Source organism: Paracoccaceae bacterium, assembly GCA_033344815.1.
In the GTDB taxonomy this organism is placed as follows: Bacteria; Pseudomonadota; Alphaproteobacteria; order Rhodobacterales; family Rhodobacteraceae; genus Roseobacter.
This window is the reverse complement of the sequence record JAWPMR010000001.1, coordinates 4,875,904-4,894,300: the sequence shown is the minus strand read 5'-3', so window position 1 is coordinate 4,894,300 and position 18,397 is coordinate 4,875,904. Positions and strand designations below refer to the sequence as shown.

Annotated in this window: 14 protein-coding genes; 8 read left to right on the top strand and 6 right to left on the bottom strand. The window is 56.6% G+C overall.

Features of this window, described 5'->3' with window-relative positions:
* The first annotated feature begins 60 nt into the window (after window positions 1-60).
* On the top strand, window positions 61-783 hold the full coding sequence (locus tag R8G34_22715; protein ID MDW3225667.1) for a DUF502 domain-containing protein: 723 nt from the start codon (window positions 61-63) through the stop codon (window positions 781-783).
* Window positions 784-785: 2 nt separating this feature from the next.
* Here the strand turns inward: R8G34_22715 and R8G34_22710 are convergent, their stop codons facing one another.
* Window positions 786-1,823 (bottom strand): patatin-like phospholipase family protein, encoded by a 1,038-nt coding sequence (locus tag R8G34_22710; GenBank protein MDW3225666.1) that lies wholly within the window; start codon window positions 1,821-1,823, stop codon window positions 786-788.
* Window positions 1,824-1,883: 60 nt separating this feature from the next.
* Window positions 1,884-2,669 (bottom strand): 3-hydroxybutyrate dehydrogenase, encoded by a 786-nt coding sequence (locus R8G34_22705; protein ID MDW3225665.1) that lies wholly within the window; start codon window positions 2,667-2,669, stop codon window positions 1,884-1,886.
* Between the two features lie 456 nt (window positions 2,670-3,125).
* Between R8G34_22705 and R8G34_22700 the strand changes: the two genes are divergently transcribed.
* Window positions 3,126-4,841, top strand: a complete 1,716-nt coding sequence (locus tag R8G34_22700) for an extracellular solute-binding protein (protein ID MDW3225664.1) — start codon at window positions 3,126-3,128, stop codon at window positions 4,839-4,841.
* A 5-nt stretch (window positions 4,842-4,846) separates the two neighbouring features.
* Here the strand turns inward: R8G34_22700 and R8G34_22695 are convergent, their stop codons facing one another.
* Window positions 4,847-5,470 (bottom strand): XRE family transcriptional regulator, encoded by a 624-nt coding sequence (locus R8G34_22695; protein MDW3225663.1) that lies wholly within the window; start codon window positions 5,468-5,470, stop codon window positions 4,847-4,849.
* A 64-nt stretch (window positions 5,471-5,534) separates the two neighbouring features.
* Between R8G34_22695 and R8G34_22690 the strand changes: the two genes are divergently transcribed.
* The 3 genes from R8G34_22690 to R8G34_22680 all read left to right on the top strand — a co-directional run bounded on the left by R8G34_22690 (window position 5,535) and on the right by R8G34_22680 (window position 9,034).
* On the top strand, window positions 5,535-7,049 hold the full coding sequence (locus tag R8G34_22690) for a class I adenylate-forming enzyme family protein (GenBank protein ID MDW3225662.1): 1,515 nt from the start codon (window positions 5,535-5,537) through the stop codon (window positions 7,047-7,049).
* Entirely contained in the window at window positions 7,046-7,687 is a 642-nt protein-coding gene (locus R8G34_22685) for a DsbA family oxidoreductase (protein ID MDW3225661.1), read from the top strand. The genes R8G34_22690 and R8G34_22685 overlap by 4 nt, the downstream gene beginning before the upstream one ends.
* Before the next feature lie 180 nt (window positions 7,688-7,867).
* Window positions 7,868-9,034 carry a multidrug effflux MFS transporter gene (locus R8G34_22680; protein ID MDW3225660.1) on the top strand — a complete coding sequence of 389 codons (1,167 nt, stop codon included), beginning with the start codon at window positions 7,868-7,870 and terminating at the stop codon, window positions 9,032-9,034.
* Here R8G34_22680 and mfd read toward each other — a convergent pair whose 3' ends face one another.
* Both mfd and R8G34_22670 read right to left on the bottom strand, forming a co-directional pair.
* A complete protein-coding gene (gene mfd / locus R8G34_22675) occupies window positions 9,035-12,535 on the bottom strand; it encodes a transcription-repair coupling factor (GenBank protein ID MDW3225659.1) in 3,501 nt (1,166 codons plus the stop codon). It lies immediately after the preceding gene.
* 33 nt (window positions 12,536-12,568) lie between these two features.
* Window positions 12,569-13,096 (bottom strand): component of SufBCD complex, encoded by a 528-nt coding sequence (locus R8G34_22670; GenBank protein MDW3225658.1) that lies wholly within the window; start codon window positions 13,094-13,096, stop codon window positions 12,569-12,571.
* Window positions 13,097-13,218: 122 nt separating this feature from the next.
* Here R8G34_22670 and hemB point away from each other — a divergent pair, with 122 nt between their 5' ends.
* Together hemB and R8G34_22660 are read left to right on the top strand one after the other, a co-directional pair.
* Window positions 13,219-14,217, top strand: a complete 999-nt coding sequence (gene hemB, locus R8G34_22665) for a porphobilinogen synthase (GenBank protein ID MDW3225657.1) — start codon at window positions 13,219-13,221, stop codon at window positions 14,215-14,217.
* Window positions 14,218-14,329: 112 nt separating this feature from the next.
* Complete coding sequence (locus R8G34_22660) at window positions 14,330-14,896, top strand: YSC84-related protein (GenBank protein ID MDW3225656.1); 567 nt, start codon at window positions 14,330-14,332, stop codon at window positions 14,894-14,896.
* Between the two features lie 59 nt (window positions 14,897-14,955).
* Here the strand turns inward: R8G34_22660 and R8G34_22655 are convergent, their stop codons facing one another.
* Window positions 14,956-15,828: an NAD(P)-dependent oxidoreductase gene (locus R8G34_22655; GenBank protein ID MDW3225655.1), complete on the bottom strand. Its 873-nt coding sequence runs from the start codon at window positions 15,826-15,828 to the stop codon at window positions 14,956-14,958.
* A gap of 103 nt (window positions 15,829-15,931) precedes the next feature.
* Between R8G34_22655 and R8G34_22650 the strand changes: the two genes are divergently transcribed.
* On the top strand, window positions 15,932-18,397 hold the full coding sequence (locus tag R8G34_22650) for a penicillin acylase family protein (protein MDW3225654.1): 2,466 nt from the start codon (window positions 15,932-15,934) through the stop codon (window positions 18,395-18,397).

The following is an 18,397-nucleotide window of genomic DNA, read 5'->3' as shown; positions in this document are numbered from 1 at the left end:
ACCCATTGTGAAGCCGACGCAATATGCATACCTACACATCACTTGATTTAGAGATGCGTCATGAATACCCCGTTTGATCCTGAACCGCCCGTGACAAAACGCAGCCTGCTGGGCGCTCTTCGGGGGTCGTTCCTGACGGGCCTTGTGGTCATTGCACCCGTGGGGCTGACAATCTGGCTGATCTGGTCCGTTGTGGGCTGGATTGACGGGTTTGTCCTGCCGCTGGTGCCAGGGTCTTACAAGCCCGACAAAGTCCTCCAGAATTTGCTGGGGCTGGATCCGGAAATCCAAATCGACATTCGCGGTATCGGCGTGGTCATCTTTTTGGTGTTTACGGTTGTCGTGGGTTGGATGGCCAAAGGGTTCTTAGGGCGCTCCTTCATACGCTTTGCTGAAAGCCTTGTGGAACGTACACCGGTCGTGCGCTCGGTCTATTCCGGCATCAAACAGATTTCCGAAACCGTGTTCGCGCAATCTGAGCGGTCGTTTGAAAACGCCTGTCTGATAGAATACCCCCGGCGCGGCATCTGGGCCATTGGATTTATCTCAACCGACACCAAAGGCGAAATAGCCTCCCGCGCCAATAACGCAAACCCCATGGTCAGTATTTTTGTGCCAACAACGCCAAACCCCACCTCGGGTTTTTTGTTGTTTTTTCCAGCCGACGACGTGATCCTGTTGGATATGACCGTTGAAGAGGCGGCCAAACTGGTGATTTCAGCGGGTCTTGTTTATCCCAATGGCAAAGACCCGAGCGTCCCGCCTGAAATCGACGCGGCCTAACGCTACTGGAACATTTCCACCAGATCGACGGAGCTCCGCTTGTTCAGGTCACCCTTGTGGTGGCTCAGGAAAGTCTCGGCAGCGTTTTGTCCGGCTTCCTTGAGGCGAGAGAGCGTAAAGGGCGTTGGCACCAGTTTCGTAGCTACGGATAGCTCGTTCATCAAAGCATCATCGGCGACCATATGAATCAGTACGCGGCTTTTCTGCTCGGTGTTTAAATCGCCGCGTTCCAGCAGGCGTTGAACAAATTCAATTGCGCGCAACTCACGCAACAGGGACGAATTAAAACTGATCTCATTGATCCGGTTCTGGATGGCCTGCGCTGTACGCGGCAGCTCGGTGCGTTCCAGCGGGTTGATATTGATGATCAGGATGTCGTCAGGCAGTGATGGATGGAACAGCGGGAACAGTGCAGGATTGCCCGTATAACCGCCATCCCAGAACGCTTCTTTCAAACCGGTCTCCGCGTCTTCGACCTCGACGGCCTGAAACACCGTCGGCAAACATGCGGAGGCGAGGATGGCGTCCGTGCTGATCTCACTGTCTTTGAACACCCGCACCTTACCGTTGCGTACGCGCGTGGCGCAGATGAAAAGACAGGGGCCTTTGCCGCCTTCTTCATGCACCGCATCGAGATCAAATTGCTCGACAATCGCGCGCAGCGGATTGCTGTAAAAGGGCCCGTAGGCATAAGGGGATACTGCGCGCGACCAGGTGTCTGCAGCCATGACCGGCCAAGAATATTCAAGAGCCTGACTGAATTCACCCAATGAAAAGGGATGCATCCACGCCGGCAAATTGAGTTCCGGCCGCGCGCCCACCTCGCGCCACAGCCAATCCAGCCTCTCACGCGCCCCTTGCCGTCCATTCTCGATCATGCCTGACTTGACAGCCGCGCCATTCAGCGTGCCCGCAGAAGTGCCCGAAATAGCAGAGATTTCGATATCCTTTTCGCATAGCAAACGATCAAGGACGCCCCAGGTGAAAGCGCCATGCGCGCCGCCCCCCTGCAAGGCCAGATTAATGCGTTTAACCGCCATGGAACCTCCTTTTCTTCTCAGTGCGTTCTGCTTGACAGAATTGCGATGAGAAACAAAACCTTACAGCGCCGTCCAGCCGCCATCGACACTGATGGTGGTGCCGGTAATCTGTGCGGCTGCGTCCGAGCACAGAAATGTTGCAGTGCCGCCCATCTGCTCCACTGTTGCGAATTCCTTGGAGGGCTGGCGCGTCAACATCACGTTTTCGATCACTTCCTCACGGGTCATGTCATATTCTTTCATCGTGTCCGGGATTTGCTTCTCCACAATGGGCGTCAGCACGTAACCGGGGCAGATCGCATTAGCTGTGATTGGTTCTTTGGCGGTTTCAAGTGCCGTGGTCTTTGTCAGTCCAACCACACCGTGCTTTGCAGCAATGTAAGCCGCCTTGAAGGGCGAGGCTGTCAAGCCATGCGCCGAGGCGATGTTGATCACTCGACCCCACCCCGCCGCACGCATCATCGGCAAGGCCACTGCAGTCGTGTGAAAGGCCGACGACATGTTGATCGCAATAATGGCGTCCCACTTTTCGACCGGAAAATCCGGGATCGGAGCCACATGCTGGATGCCCGCGTTATTGACCAGAATATCGCAAACGCCCGCCTTCTCGATCAAAGCCCGACATTGATCGCCCTTGGACATGTCTGCCTGGATGTAGCGAGCTGCAACACCGGTTTTGCCCGCTATCTGTTCGGCAAGGTCGTGATCTTCTTGCGAGTCGGTAAAGGAATTCAGCACAATATCCGCGCCCGCGCGTGCCAGTTCCCACGCGATGCCCAACCCAATGCCGGAATTGGAACCGGTGACAATGGCGGTCTTTCCGGTCAATGAAATTTCATACGCCATGAAAGGGGTCCTTCTCTGTGTGCTCTAATGCTGCGTTGCACGCATAATGCATTGCTGCGGGTGCAAAGGAAACGGTATTTTCCGATGCTGTTTGTCACAAAGGGTTGTAGGCACCCCCTTGGACTTCAATCATATGGAGAAAGAACGCTCCAAACCTGCGCGCAAAAAAAAACGCCTGCGCAAGGCAGGCGTTAAGTTATTGAGGCAGGTTTCATACAGGCAAGAAACCTATCGAGCAGTAACTTGGTTATAAGCAATCTCGCGCCGCTATCCAAGCTAAAAGTTTGATAAGACGGAAATACCTCGGTACGCTGAAGGTCAAGAAAACAAGGGAAGCAGGGGATTGTCTCCAAAATGGGTACTGTTTTTTTCCGCACAATCATGCGGATTCTGGCCACAGTGGTGGCGATTCTCTGGATCACAACGGCAACGGCGGACCCTCAACACGGGATATCTATGTATGGGACCCCGGACCTGCCACCTGATTTTGTGTCGCTACCCTACGCAAAGGCGGATGCACCTGAAGGAGGCAGTATTACTCTGGGCAATACCGGCGGCTTTGACAGCCTCAACCCTTTTGTCCGAAAAGGCACCTCTCCCTGGCAGTTGAGTTTTTTCACGCACGAAAGCCTGATGGGTCGATCCTGGGATGAACCCTTCACGCTCTACGGCCTTCTGGCCGAATCGGTTGAGGTACCCGACGACCGGTCCTGGGTCGCATTTACCCTGCGCGAGGGCGCGCGGTTTTCAGATGGATCGCCCGTCACGGTCGATGACGTCATTTTTACCTATTCGCTGCTCGGCACCGAAGGTCATCCAAAATATCATAGCCTTGCGCGTCAGATCGATGGCATCACTCAGACAGGTCCGCGGTCCCTGCGCATGGATTTCAACACCGAAAATCGCGAACTCGCGCTGCTTGCTGGCATGCGCCCGATCCTGAGCCGCGCGCAATGGGAGGGTCGCGATTTTGCAAACGCACCGCTGGCCGAGATCCCCTTGGGCACTGGCCCTTACGTGGTGTCAGATTATGAAGCGGGCCGTTTTGTCCAACTGACCCGCAATCCGGAGTATTGGGGCGCGGACATCCCGTTTCGGCGCGGCACTCATAACGTCGACGAAATCAAACTGGATTTCTATGGCGATGCCTCGGTGCTGTTTGAAGCCTTCAAAGCTGGTGACATTTCTGCGTTGCGCGAATTCAACGCCGAAAAATGGGCAACACAATACAGTTTCCCGGCGATCAGCCGGGGAGATGTGATCAAATCCGAGATCCCGCACCAGAAACCGTCTGGCATGACCGGGTTCGTGATGAACACGCGCAAAGCCCCATTTGATGACTGGCGCGTGCGCGAGGCCCTGATACAGGCGTTCAATTTTGAATACATCAATGATACGCTCACGGGAGGCGCGCAGCCGCGCATCACATCCTATTTTTCCAACTCCACGCTTGCGATGAAGTCCGGACCTGCGGACACGGCTGTGACAGCACTGCTCTCGCCTTTTGCTCCTGATCTTTTGCCGGGCACATTGGAGGGTTATGCACTGCCCCAAACGGATGGCTCTGCGCGCAATCGAAAGGGCATCCGTGCGGCCATTGCGCTTTTGGCGGAGGCAGGATGGGTGCCGCAAGACGGCGTGATGCAAAATTCGGCGAGGCAACCCTTGGCTTTCACGATTCTGCTGGCTCAGAATAGCAGCGAAAACATTGCAATCGCAGATCTCTACCTCTCGGCGCTTACCCGTCTGGGGATTGAGGCTAACATCGAAACCACCGACAGCGCGCAATACACCGCGCGCACCAATGAATTTGACTTCGACATGACGCTTTATCGGCGTGCCCTGTCCCTGTCGCCAGGCAACGAGCAGCGGTTTTATTGGGGATCAGAAGCTGCCGAACAGCCAGGATCGCGAAACTGGATGGGGGTGGCCTCGCCGGCTGTGGATGGCATGATCGATGCGATGTTGTCTGCGCAAAGTGAAGCAGAATTCAACACTGCGGTACGTGCGCTTGACCGGGTCCTGACGGCAGGGCGTTATGTGATCCCGTTCTGGCAGTTCACCACCGGGCAAATCGCCCACATCAAGGAGATGAAATACCCGGAGACCTTGCCCATTTACGGGGATGGCCCGAATTTTATGCCTGAGGTCTGGTGGTACGAACCGTCCTGACCCTATCAGGTCAGCGACGTTACCCACAAAATATTGGCGTCTTCTTCACTGACGGAGACCACGTTATGTCCCATTGTGGCGTCATAATACGCACTGTCGCCCCGGCGCATTTCAACCGGCTCGTAAAATTCCGTAAAAAGCCGGATAACGCCCGTCAGCACATAAAGAAACTCTTCGCCGTCATGACGCACCCATCCATCAAATTCTTCGAGTTTGCGCGCTCGAACGCGTGCGCGGTACGGCAACATTTGTTTCTTTGTAAGCGTTTCAGCCAGCAATTCATGCTCATACGTCACCGTGGCCTGTGCCGTACCTTGCCCGGATTTGGTGACCGCCATGCGCCCGTTGACCTGACCGGCCTGTGGCGGCGTAAAGAGCTGTGGCACCGAAATTTCCAATCCGATCGCCAGCTTTTTGAGCGCATCATAGGTCGGTGACATCTGCCCGTTTTCGATCTTGCTCAGGGTTGAGCGGGCCAATCCAGCCTGCGAGGCGGCTTGTTCCAGCGTCCAGTTCCGCGCTTTGCGTAGCTCACGAACCCTTTGGCCAAGGTCCACTGGCGCGCCGATTTCTTCGCTGCCGCTCTGGCGGGCAATCTGGATGAGGGTCCTTGGATCAGCGGTTTTCATGCAACCGCTATAAGGTGAAGGAGACGGGCTTGCAACGCAGGGCGCGCCACGCTAGCAGGCAGGCATGCTCTCTGTATTTGATCAAGGGCCGCCGCCGCCCTGCCCTGCTCCGTTCAATATGGCGGGTTATGTTCTGGCAAAGGCGGATCTCACTCCGCAGAAAGAAGCGCTTTTGATCATTGGCGCGGACCATTTGGAAAGTTGGAGTTTTGCTGAACTGGAACAGGCGGTACGCGGCACCGCGCGCGGATTGTCGGATCTTGGACTGCGACCGGGCGACAGGGTGTTAATGCGCATGGGCAACACGGTGGATTTCCCGATCGCCTATCTTGCAGCCCTGACAGCGGGCTTTGTGCCAATCCCGACTTCTTCTGCGCTGACGCAAATCGAGACCGCTCGCATCATCGCAGATATCAAACCCAGGATTATTTTGCGCGATGCCCAGGTGGCGTGTCCAGATCATGAAAGCATCGTTTCCCTGGAAACCCTGCGAGGCTTTCGGTCTTTGCCACCCGCCGCATTTCATATGGGCGATCCGGAACGGCTTGGATACATCATTTACACCTCCGGTACCTCCGGCGTCCCCCGCGCTGTTGCACATGCGCACCGCGCGATCTGGGCACGTCAAATGATGTTTAACGGCTGGTATGGGCTGCGCTCTGAGGATCGGTTGCTGCACGCAGGGGCCTTCAATTGGACCTACACGCTTGGGACCGGTTTAATGGATCCCTGGACGATTGGCGCAACGGCAGTGATCCCGGCTGACGGCACACCGCCAAGCGCGCTCACCCCTATGATTGCCAAACACAAAGCTACGATTTTTGCAGCAGCGCCAGGGGTCTACCGCCAACTTCTCAAATCGCCAACACCCTTCGAGACACCTTCCTTGCGCCACGGCCTCAGCGCTGGAGAAAAGCTTCCAGCCCGGATCGCCAAGGCCTGGAACTCCCTTACAGGCACCGAAATATTTGAGGCTTACGGTATGTCGGAATGCTCTACATTTATCTCAAATGCCCCGAACGCGCCTGCGACGCCGCATAGTTTGGGGTGCCCGCAGCCCGGTCGCCGCATCGCCTTGCTGGACGAGAACGGACCGGTTCCAGTGGGGTCTGAAGGCACAATTGCCGTGCACCGCGATGACCCCGGATTGATGTTGGGGTATCTCGATGCGCCCAAAGAAACAGCGGATCGGTTTCAGGGCGATTGGTTTCTGACCGGCGATCAGGGCGTCATGAGCGAGGATGGCCACATTACCTATCTCGGGCGCAACGATGACATGATGAACGCTGGCGGCTATCGCGTCTCTCCGATCGAAGTTGAAGCCGTCCTGACCTCGCTGCCCGACATCACCGCCGTTGCCGTCACGGATGTTGAAATCAAGGCAGACGCCCGTGTCATTGCCGCCTTTTATACTGGCCCCGCAGCACTGGACGATCACGCCTTGCAGACTTATGTGTCTGACAAGCTGGCGCGGTATAAACAACCCCGCCTTTTTATTCACGTACCTGACTTGCCGATGGGCGCGAACGGTAAAATCCTGCGGCGCGCCTTGCGGGACAATTTTGAGGTTCCCGAATGACCGACACCATTAAACTTGACATCATGTCCGATCCGATCTGCCCTTGGTGCTATATTGGCAAGGCGCATCTGGACAAGGCCTTGGCCGATATCCCGGATCACCCCTTTGTTATTGAATGGCATCCGTTTCAGCTCAACCCGGACATGCCGCGCGAAGGCATGGACCGGCGCGCTTATCTGGAAGGCAAATTCGGCGGCAAGGAAGGCGCAGTCCGGGCCTATGCGCCTGTGGTTCAGAACGCCGAGGCGACGGGTCTGAAGATCGATTTCGAAGGTATGAAACGCACCCCCAATACGCTCGATGCGCATCGGCTGATCCACTGGGCAGGGATCGAAGGCCGACAGACGGCGGCAGTGTCTGCGTTGTTTCAGGCATATTTTGTCGATGCGCGCGATATCGGGGATCACGATGTTCTTGCCGACATTGCAGACGGCATCGAAATGGATGCGGCGGTGGTGCGCAAACTATTGGCTTCGGACGCGGATGCGCAGGATATCCGGGACCGTGATGCCCACAGCCGGTCCATGGGGATCAATTCCGTGCCGACTTTCATTGTGGCAAACAAACACGCGGTTCCGGGCGCACAACCTCCTGAGCTTTGGGCCAAGGTCATCGAAGAACTCGCCGCCACGGCCTGACCCCTGAAATGATGGCCTGCACAGATGAACGTCCGTCTGTGTGGAAATGCGGCGTTGCCTGATTTTCAACTGTGAGTTACACGGAATTAACCTTAACGCGGGTGTTCGTTGAGGCGGGGGTTTGAAGTGTCGCAAACTGAATCGCAAACTGCGATCGGAAGGATTGAGTTCATCGCCTTGATGGCGATGATGTTTGCCACCATTGCGTTTTCGATTGACGCTATGTTGCCTGCCTTGCCCAATATTGCACAGGAACTGACGCCAGATGATCCAACGCGCGCGCCGTTGATCATGACAGCCTTTGTTCTGGGCATGGGCATTGGTACATTCTTTACGGGTCCGCTTTCAGATGCATTCGGACGCAAGTCTGTGATGATTTGCGGCGCAGTGATTTATATCGCCGCCTCGGTCATTGCTTGGGCCAGTTCATCCTTTGAGGTCGTCATCGCCGCGCGGATCGTTCAGGGGCTCGGTGCGGCGGGTCCCAGAGTGGTCTCCATGGCGGTCATTCGAGACCTGTTTTCGGGCCGTGAGATGGCAAGAATCGTCTCCATCGTGATGATGATCTTTACGCTTGTCCCCGGCGTCGCACCGACACTGGGCTATGTGATCATTTCCTACAGCGATTGGCGGGGCATATTCGCTGCCTTCATTGTCTTTTCTTTGATATCAGTTGTTTGGGTTATTCTGAGGCTCCCGGAGACTTTGGCCAAGGAAAACCGTCGGCCTCTCAAGCTCCATCTGATCGTGGGCGCGGTTCGGGAAATGTTTGCGCACCCCGTGGTCCGCCTGTCGATTTTCGTCCAGACATTGTGCCTGTCGATGTTGTTTACCGTTTTGATGTTGATCCAACCGATTTATGAGCACGTCTATGACAAACAAGACTCATTTCATTTCTGGTTTGGGGGCATCGCGCTCGTATCTGCAATTGCGAGTTTTCTGAATGCACTTTTGGTTGTGCGCCTGGGCATGCGACGCCTGATCACTGTGGCTCTGGGCATTCAGATCGTCCTGTCGATCACCGTCTTGATCAGCAACGAAACACTGGGCACCAGTTCATTTGCGGTTTTTGCGATCTGGCAAGCCTATGTCTTCTTTCAGGCCGGGCTTACCATCGGCAATCTAAACGCGATTGCATTGGAACCCATGGGGCATATTGCTGGCATGGCAGCCAGTGTCATTGGCGCTGTTTCCACCGTTTTGGCCGCCGTTATCGCATCGCCCATCGGATTGCTCTTTGATGGTACGATCCGTCCTCTTGTCGGTGCTATCCTCATGATGGCTTTGCTGGCATATGTGCTGATGCGGGTCATGGGACGTATAGAGGATCGCTTGCCCGCGGAGTGATCAGCTTGCCTTGGCCCGTCTTTTGGCTTTTCTTTCGGCCACGACTTTTTCTGCCAGATCGCGGGCAATCGCAAAGGCCCCTTTGATCTTGTCGTTATCTGCCTTCCAGTCGCGGCGTACCACGATCTTGTTGTCTTTGACCTTTGCCAATCCGCGTTGATCCTGAATGAATTCAACAAGGCCTTTGGGCGAGGCAAATTTATCATTGTGGAATTGGATTGTCGCCCCTTTTGGCCCGCCATCCAGCTTGGCAATGCCTGCGCGTTTGCACATCGCCTTGATCCGCACCACAAGCATCAACGTGTTGACCTCGCGCGGCAATTTGCCAAAACGGTCAATCAGTTCTGCGGCGAACCCTTCAAGCTCCACTTTGGCCGAGAGGCTGCTCAGCCTGCGATAAAGCCCCAGACGCACGTCTAAATCTGGCACATAGGCTTCGGGGATCAGAACCGGGACACCAAGGTTGATCTGCGGTGCCCATTGATCGTCTGCCTCGCTGAGACCTTCCATCTCACCCGCGCGGATCTTGGCAATCGCCTCTTCCAGCATGGATTGATAAAGCTCGAAACCGACATCGCGCATCTGACCCGATTGCTCTTCGCCCAAAAGGTTGCCCGCTCCGCGAATGTCCAAATCCTGACTGGCCAGCGTGAACCCTGCCCCAAGAGTGTCGAGGCTTGAGAGGACACGAAGCCGTTTTTCTGCTGTGGCTGTCAGTTTCGCGCGTGGTTTGGTTGTGAGATACGCATAGGCACGCGTCTTGGAGCGCCCCACGCGGCCTCGGATCTGATAAAGCTGCGCAAGACCAAACATATCCGCACGATGCACCACCATCGTGTTGGCCGTCGGGATATCAAGGCCCGATTCCACAATCGTTGTGGCCAGCAGAACATCGAACTTTCCGTCATAGAACGCATTCATCCGATCATCCAACTCGCCCGCGGCCATTTGGCCATGTGCAACTACATAAGACAGTTCGGGGAGCTGCTCCTTGAGGAATTCCTCGATCTCCGGCAGATCTGAAATACGCGGCACCACATAAAAGGACTGCCCGCCCCGGTAGTGTTCGCGCAGCAATGCCTCTCGCAGCGTCACCGTATCAAATTCGCTGACATAGGTACGGATGGCCAGACGGTCCACCGGTGGCGTCCCGATGATGGACAAGTCCCGCACGCCCGTCAGGCTTAACTGCAAGGTCCGTGGGATCGGCGTCGCGGTCAGTGTCAGCACGTGAATGTCCGTGCGCATCTGTTTCAGGCGTTCTTTGTGAGTAACACCGAAATGCTGCTCCTCGTCGATCACCAACAGGCCGAGGTTCTGAAAGCGTATGCCTTTGGCCAAAAGCGCGTGGGTGCCGATCACAATATCCACCGTGCCGCGCGCCATGCCATCACGCGTCGCATTTGCATCCTTGGCGGACACAAACCGGCTCAATTGGCGCACGTTGATCGGAAAACCCCGGAAACGTTCCGCGAAACTCTTGTAATGCTGGCGCGCCAGCAATGTCGTCGGCGCAATCACAGCCACCTGTGTGCCTGACATCGCCGCCACAAAAGCTGCGCGCATCGCGACCTCGGTTTTACCAAAGCCCACATCACCGCACACCAGACGATCCATCGGATTACCCGATGTCAGATCATCAATCACGTCCCCAATGGCGCGCAGCTGGTCGTCAGTTTCCTGATAGGGGAAGCGCGCGGAAAATGCGTCCCACATGCCTTCGGGCGGCTCCAGCACGGGCGCTTTGCGCAGGGCGCGTTCGGCTGCGACCCGGATCAGCTTGTCGGCAATCTCACGAATCCGCTCTTTGAGTTTGGCCTTCTTGGCCTGCCATGCGCCGCCGCCCAGACGGTCTAGCAGCCCTTCTTCGTGGCCATATTTTGATAACAGTTCAATGTTCTCAACAGGCAGATAGAGCTTTGAATTTTCGGCATATTCCAGCAGAATACACTCGTGCGCCGCACCGGCCGCCGTGATCACCTCAAGGCCTTTGTACCGCCCGATCCCGTGATCCACATGCACAATCAAATCACCGGGGCTCAGCGATTGAGTCTCCGTCAGGAAATTCTCAGCGCGCCTCTTCTTCTTGGCACTGCGGATCAGGCGATCGCCCAACACGTCCTGCTCCGAAATCACCGTGATTTTTTGCGGGTCTCCTGACGCGCCGCCAACAGACCAAGGCGCTTCAAACCCGTGCTCCAGCGCCCAGACAGCCAGATGCAACCCGTGTTTTCCCATGCGGGTCACATTCGGAATTGGAATGGCTTCGACCAATCCTTCATCCTCGATCAACCCCATCAGACGTTCACGTGCACCTTCTGAATAGCTGGCGATCAGAACCGGACCGTCCTTCATTTTCACTTTAATATGTGCTGCCAAAGCCCCAAAAAGGCTCAACGATTCCTGTTGGCGCTCTGGCGCGAAATTCCGTCCCAACCGCGCCCCTGCATCCGTAACCCCCAAGCCTGTCGCTTGCGGCAAGGTCGCAAGTTGCAAAACCCGGCGTCCTTCTGTGGCGCTTGCCCAAGCGGCGTCATCAAGATAAAGCGCATCCGGCGGGCTCGGCTTGTAAACGCTGTCCATTTTGGACCGATGCGCCATGGCCAATCGCCGCGTTTCATATTGATCCGCAATGCTTTCCCAGCGCGCCAAACGGATGGCCGTCACCTGATCATCCAGTGTTACGACTGCCTGTGGCACATAATCAAATACCGTTTCCAACTCGGCGTGGAAGAAGGGCAGCCAATGCTCAGCGCCCTGGTGTTTGCGCCCTGCGCTGATCGCCTCATACAGCGGATCATCCGTCCCTGCCGCACCAAACTCGATCCGGTAATTCTGGCGAAACCGCGTGATGGCGGCCTCGTCCAAAATCACTTCCGAAACCGGCGCAAGTTCCACAACTTCGAGCTTTTCTGTCGTGCGTTGTGTCGCCGCATCAAAGCGACGCGCACCGTCCAAGACGTCCCCAAACAGATCAAGGCGCACAGGGCCCAAATCGCCCGGTGGAAAGATATCGATGATGCCGCCACGTATCGCATAATCACCGGGTTCGGTCACAGTCGGGCTTTGCACAAATCCCATGCGAACAAGGAAGTTACGCAAAGCGGCTTCATCGAGCCGCTCTCCGACACGGGCTTTGAAGGCCGCATCTTTCAAGGTGGCGCGGGCCGGAACCCGTTGTGTTGCCGCATTCAGCGTGGTCAGCAGGATGAACCGCCCCGGCATACCGTGAACAAGCCCCGCCAGGGTCGCCATGCGTTGTGCGGAAATATCGGCATTGGGCGACACGCGGTCATAGGGCAGACAATCCCAACCGGGAAAAACCACAACCGGCATGTCGGGGGCAAAAAACCTCAGTGCCGCCTGCATGCCCGCAAGGCGTTTGTCATCACGCGCCACATGTACAATCGGGCCATCCTGTTTTTCCAACTCGGACAGCAGGAAATGCGCGTCAAACCCTTCGGGAACGCCTGAAACGGTGATATGGGAGGGATCAGCCATGGGTTGTTTCAATTCGCGTTTGCGGCGCCCAAGTCAACCACCCAGTGGCCCGACGGACAGGTTTTGATACATCCCCCAGAGGGCTGTGACGAAAATCGAGATAACGCCAGTGATCTGAACATAAAGCCGGTGACGCGTGAGGCGCGCGCGCAATTGCTCTCCGCTGGGTTCCTCGTGATAGATCAGTCGCGCGGTCGACAGCGAAATCACACCGATGATCGACATCGGAAAGCCCAATAAAAACAACGCCTGCGCCAGTTCGACCCGATAAAAAAACCCCAAAACGCACGTCGCCGTCAGCAAAAAACACCCCAAGGCCAACAGCCACAGCCCCGAGACATTCGCAATGTTGAGCAGTCGGTTGGTGTTGATGCGGACAAGGTCTTCGAGGTCGCGCTCTGCCTGCCCGCCGTTTCGCCGCGCCCGCAACACCAGATCATAGGGCACACCCAAAACCCAATGGCTGGCTGATGACCACATCACTGCCAGCGCGATCCAGAACCACAGGTTCGAGAAAGACCGCATGTCAATCAGTTCAAAGACGCTTTGATAGAAGCTCAAGGGGGAGGACTTTTGTTGTTATGACGTCCTCTCTTAGCCTTGGCCTTCGACGATTCCCACCCTTGGCTTGCGGAAAAATCCGTGGCACTCATGAAGTGTCATCCAAACTGGACAAATTACACATGCGCCCTTCTCAAGCCCCCTTTCCCGCCACCCGTCTGCGACGCGCACGTCAGAGCTCTGCGATACGCGCTCTGACCCGCCAAAACAGCCTCAGCGTCGATGATTTCATCTGGCCCGTCTTTGTGCGATCCGGTGAGGGGATCGAGGAACCCATTCCCTCGATGCCAGGAGTTTTTCGCCGCTCGGTGGACAAAATCGTCGAGGCCGCGCGCGAGGCCGCGGATCTGGGCATACCGGCGATCTGCATCTTTCCTTATACCTCGCTGGAAGAACGCACCGAGGATTGCGCTGGGGCGTGGGATCCCGAAAACCACGCCAACCGCGCCATTCGCGCAATCAAGGCAGCTGTGCCAGAGATCGCAATCATGACCGATGTGGCCTTGGATACCTATAACATCAACGGGCATGACGGGTTTGTAGAGGACGGCGAAATCGTCAACGACCGCACCGTGGAGGCCTTGGTCAAGATGACGCTTGCGCAGGCTGAGGCGGGTGCTGACATCATTGGGCCGTCGGACATGATGGACGGGCGCATTGGGGCGATGCGCGCAGGATTGGAGCGCGCGGGCCATCAAAACGTGATGATCCTGAGCTATTCCGCGAAATATGCGTCGGCCTTTTACGGCCCCTTCCGCGACGCCGTGGGCGCGTCTGGCGCTTTGACGGGCGATAAAAAGACATATCAGATGGATCCCGGCAATTCCGATGAGGCAATGCGCCTGATTGAGCGCGACCTGCGCGAGGGTGCGGATATGGTGATGGTCAAACCCGGCATGCCCTACCTGGACATTTGCAAAAGGGTCAAAGAAAGCTTTGGCGCGCCGACCTATGCCTATCAGGTCTCGGGCGAGTTCAGCATGATTCAGGCGGCGGCGGAACACGGTTGGATTGACGGCGAAAAAGTCATGATGGAGAGCCTGATGGCGTTCAAACGCGCCGGGTGCGACGGTATTTTGACCTATTTTGCACCTGCCGCCGCCCGGTTGCTGAACAAGTAGCGGCTTGCCGCGCAGGCCTGGACGTTTCGGGTGACACTACCCGCCAATCGGCGTATGTTTGCTTACAAGTCGGATCAACCGGCAGTCGAGCAACACTTTACAGGCGGAAAAAATGGATCATCCAACACTCTCACGCAGGGTCTTTACCCTTGGCGCGCTGGCAGGCGTGTCGCTCACCGCAGCCTGTGGCAATGGCATCGGATCACAGGGCGCGGCCACGATCGACGCGCGCGTCGTTGCAACGCTGAACGAAATGTACCGTCAGTTCCCCAACACCCGCAATCTCGCCGATAAGGCGAACGGCATGCTGGTCATGCCTTTGGTCACAGAAGCCGGTTTTGGTTTTGGTGGCGCTTACGGACGCGGCGCCTTGTTGGTCAATGACGTGACCGTTGATTATTATTCCACGGCGCAGTTTTCAGGCGGTTTGCAAATCGGCGGACAGCAATATTCGCATGTCCTGTTTTTCATGACCGAAGAAGCCTTGAGCGAGTTCCGTTCCTCCACCGGCTGGGCCGTTGGCGGAGATGTGGAATATGTATTCTCAGACGTGGGCGATGGGTTCAAGGCGGACACGACAACGACGCTTTCGCCTGTTCTGGCTGCGGTCTTTGGCCGCGCGGGCCTGTTGATCGGCGCGACGTTGCAGGGCACTAAGTACTCCCGCATCATTCCCTGAACGCATGAAAAAAGGCGCGCGCAACACTGCGGCGCGCCTTTTGCGATCTTTTGGATGTGTTACCCGAGCGCTTTAAGACGCTTGAACAAGCTCGACGTGTCCCAACGCCCACCGCCCATATTTTGCACGTCTTTGTAAAACTGATCGACCAAAGCCGTGACCGGCAGGCTGGCACCGGTTTCATCTGCCGTGGACAGGCAGATATTGAGGTCCTTGCGCATCCAGTCCGTAGCGAACCCATGATCAAAATGATCATCCAGCATGGTCTCGTATCGATTCGCCATTTGCCAGCTGCCTGCTGCACCCTGACTGATAACTTCGACAACTGCGCGCCCATCAAGACCCGCCTTATCCGCGAAGTGCAGCGCTTCGCTCAGACCCTGAACCAAACCGGCGATCGCGATCTGGTTGCACATCTTGGTCATTTGACCGGCACCGCTGTCGCCAAGACGGCGGCAAATCTTTGAATAGATATCCATGATCGGAGTGGCCCTTTCATAAGCGCCTTCTTCGCCCCCACACATGATCGAGAGCGCCGCGTTCTCCGCGCCTGCCTGCCCACCGGAGATCGGCGCGTCCACAAAACTGATCTGTTTTGCATTTGCTGCCGCGTATAGTTCACGCGTCACCGCCGCCGAAACGGTCGTGTGATCTACAAAAACCGCACCGGAATTCATTCCGGCAAAAGCGCCATCATCACCCAGACAAACGGACCGCAAGTCGTCATCGTTGCCCACGCAGGACATAACGAATTCGGCCTCCGCCGCCGCCTCGCGCGGCGTTGCAGCCATAGCACCACCGTGAGTTGTGGCCCAGTCTTCGGCCTTGCTCGCGGTGCGGTTGTAGACCGTCACGTCGTGGCCCGCCTTTTGCAAATGACCCGCCATTGGGCCTCCCATGACGCCCAATCCTAAAAATGCCAGCTTGGCCATATCGTTGCCCTTCCCGTTTTCCGTGTTGCGTTACGCTGCCGACCTACCTAACAGTCAAATCCCAAGGGTCAATAAGACGACGGATATTAGACACGGGGACCGGATGAGTCTGATCTTTAAATGGTTGATGCGAATTACGGCCACATTGGTGGTGTTGATCGTGCTCGGCGTGGTGATGGTCTATTACCTCGCATCGCGCTCCTTGCCGGAATACACCAAGGTTCTGGATCTGCCTTACCTGACCGCTCCGGTTGAAATCGTACGCGACAATGCCAATGTGCCGCATATCTTTGGTGATGCGGATACGGATGTGTTTTACGCGCTGGGGTATGCCCATGCGCAGGACCGTTTGTGGCAGATGACTATGCTGCGCCGTACCGCACAGGGACGCTTGTCCGAGATTTTTGGCGCGGCAACGGTCAACATCGACAGATTGATCCGGCGTCTTGATCTATATGCACTGGCGGGCGCGTCGGTGGATTCGCAGGACGAGCGCACGAACTTGATGCTGCGGGCTTACGCAACGGGTGTGAATGCGCGCCTTGACGAGATTAACCGCAGCGCTTTGGGGCGTGGTGCACCGGAAATGTTCCTGTTTAATGCGCCGGTATCCGCATGGCGTCCGTCGGATTCATTAGCGATTGTCAAATTGATGGGCCTGCAGCTTTCAGGACATCTGAGCCATGAGGTATTACGCGCCCGCATGTCGCTGGCCTTGTCGGACGCGGATCGCCTGTCTGATATTCTGCCGGACATTCCTGGCAGCGGATTAACCGCCCTGCCCGAATATTCCCAGATCGTGCCCGGTGTGAAACGGTTTGTGCAAAGCACGCCGCAAGAGCATCACCCGCTTTCGCCTTTTAAAGGGCGCGCCTTTGCAGGCGCGTCAAATGTCTGGGCAGCGGATCCGTCCCGCTCGGCTTCGGGTGGCACCTTGCTGGCAAATGACCCGCATCTGGGCTTTACCGCCCCCTCAATCTGGTATCTGGCGCGGATGCAATTGCAGTCTGGCAGCGTCATCGGCGCAACCATACCGGGTATGCCGGTGATCCTAAGCGGGCGCAGCGAGGCGCTTGGGTGGGGCCTGACGTCGGCCGGGATGGACGATCAGGATGTCTACATCGAGCAGATAAATCCGGACAATCCCGAAGAATACCGCACTCCTGACGGTTTCAAGGCTTTCGAAAAACGCGGCTCGATTATCAACATCAAAGACTCTACGCCAATCACAATTACCCTGCGCTGGACCGATAATGGTCCAGTGCTGCCCGGCACGATGTACAATCTCGGCACCATTACACCGCCGGGCCATGTGGCATCACTGGCGTGGACCGTTTTGAGCCCGAATGACACGACCATGAGTGCCGCGATGCGCCTGATGGAAGCCAAATCGATCCCCGAAGGGTTGAAGGCGATCGAAGACTATATTGCGCCTGCCCAAAACCTGATGCTGGTCGATGGTGAAGAGATCGCCATGAAAATGATTGGTGCGATGCCGCGCCGGGATGCACGCCATCAAAGCCAGGGGCGTTTACCCAGCCCGGGATGGATTGAGGCGAACCGTTGGCAAGGCCGCCTGCCCTATGCCTCCAACCCGGAATTCATCTCACCCAACGGCGGTATTCTGGGCAATACCAACAACAAGACCGTGGATCGTCCGTTTCCAAATCACGTCTCTTTCGATTGGGGCGACACACAGCGCGTCCAACGCTGGCAACGTTTGATGCAGGCGCGCGAAGTCCATACCCGTGACAGCTTCATTGAAGCACAACTTGACACCGTCAGCTTTACTGCGCGCTCACTTTTACCGCTGATCGGGTCTGAACTTTGGTTCACCGGGGAAGCCGCAGCGGAGGGCACACCGCTTCGGCGGCGCCAGCGCGCCCTGACATTGCTGGCGGAATGGTCCGGCGAGATGAACGAACACCTGCCGGAACCCCTGATCTATGCGGCCTGGTTGCGCAGTTTGCAGGACCGTATGGTGCATGATGAACTGGGCCCCTTGGCCAGCGAATTGACCCATGTTGAGCCCCTGTTCATTGAACGCGCCTTTCGCGATGTGGATGGCGCGGCTGTGTGGTGCGATGTTGTGCAATCCGCTCCGGTGGAAACCTGCGCTGACATGGCACGGCTGGCACTTGATGATGCTTTGGTCTGGATTGAAGAAACCTGGGGTTCGGCGCTGGAAACATTGCGCTGGGGGGACGCACATCAGGCGACGCATGATCACGCCGCCTTGGGCAAAGTGCCAATCCTGCGCTATTTCGTGAATATTCGCCAATCCACAAATGGCGGGGACAATACGCTGCAACGCGGGTTGACCAGCGGCACAGGGCGCAACCCATTTCTGAATGTGCACGGGGCCGCCTATCGCGGCGTGTATGACTTTGCCGATCCTGACAGTTCGGTGTTCATCACGTCAACCGGGCAGTCAGGACACTTCCTGTCGCGTCATTATGATGACATGGCGCAGCTGTGGCGCCGGGGAGAGTATATTCCAATGTCACTGGATGAGGAATTGGCCCGTGCAGGTGCTGTAGGCGTCACGGTGCTGTGGCCAGAACGATAG

What these genes read in the sequence shown, in the direction of transcription:
- R8G34_22695 (MDW3225663.1), bottom strand. Translation starts at nt 5,470, where the DNA reads ATGAAAACCGCTGATCCAAGGACCCTCATCCAGATTGCCCGCCAGAGC.
- R8G34_22660 (MDW3225656.1), top strand. Translation starts at nt 14,330, where the DNA reads ATGGATCATCCAACACTCTCACGCAGGGTCTTTACCCTTGGCGCGCTG.
- R8G34_22680 (MDW3225660.1), top strand. Translation starts at nt 7,868, where the DNA reads ATGGCGATGATGTTTGCCACCATTGCGTTTTCGATTGACGCTATGTTG.
- R8G34_22650 (MDW3225654.1), top strand. Translation starts at nt 15,932, where the DNA reads ATGAGTCTGATCTTTAAATGGTTGATGCGAATTACGGCCACATTGGTG.
- R8G34_22685 (MDW3225661.1), top strand. Translation starts at nt 7,046, where the DNA reads ATGACCGACACCATTAAACTTGACATCATGTCCGATCCGATCTGCCCT.
- R8G34_22705 (MDW3225665.1), bottom strand. Translation starts at nt 2,669, where the DNA reads ATGGCGTATGAAATTTCATTGACCGGAAAGACCGCCATTGTCACCGGT.
- R8G34_22655 (MDW3225655.1), bottom strand. Translation starts at nt 15,828, where the DNA reads ATGGCCAAGCTGGCATTTTTAGGATTGGGCGTCATGGGAGGCCCAATG.
- R8G34_22690 (MDW3225662.1), top strand. Translation starts at nt 5,535, where the DNA reads ATGCTCTCTGTATTTGATCAAGGGCCGCCGCCGCCCTGCCCTGCTCCG.
- R8G34_22700 (MDW3225664.1), top strand. Translation starts at nt 3,126, where the DNA reads ATGTATGGGACCCCGGACCTGCCACCTGATTTTGTGTCGCTACCCTAC.
- R8G34_22710 (MDW3225666.1), bottom strand. Translation starts at nt 1,823, where the DNA reads ATGGCGGTTAAACGCATTAATCTGGCCTTGCAGGGGGGCGGCGCGCAT.
- hemB (MDW3225657.1), top strand. Translation starts at nt 13,219, where the DNA reads ATGCGCCCTTCTCAAGCCCCCTTTCCCGCCACCCGTCTGCGACGCGCA.
- R8G34_22715 (MDW3225667.1), top strand. Translation starts at nt 61, where the DNA reads ATGAATACCCCGTTTGATCCTGAACCGCCCGTGACAAAACGCAGCCTG.
- mfd (MDW3225659.1), bottom strand. Translation starts at nt 12,535, where the DNA reads ATGGCTGATCCCTCCCATATCACCGTTTCAGGCGTTCCCGAAGGGTTT.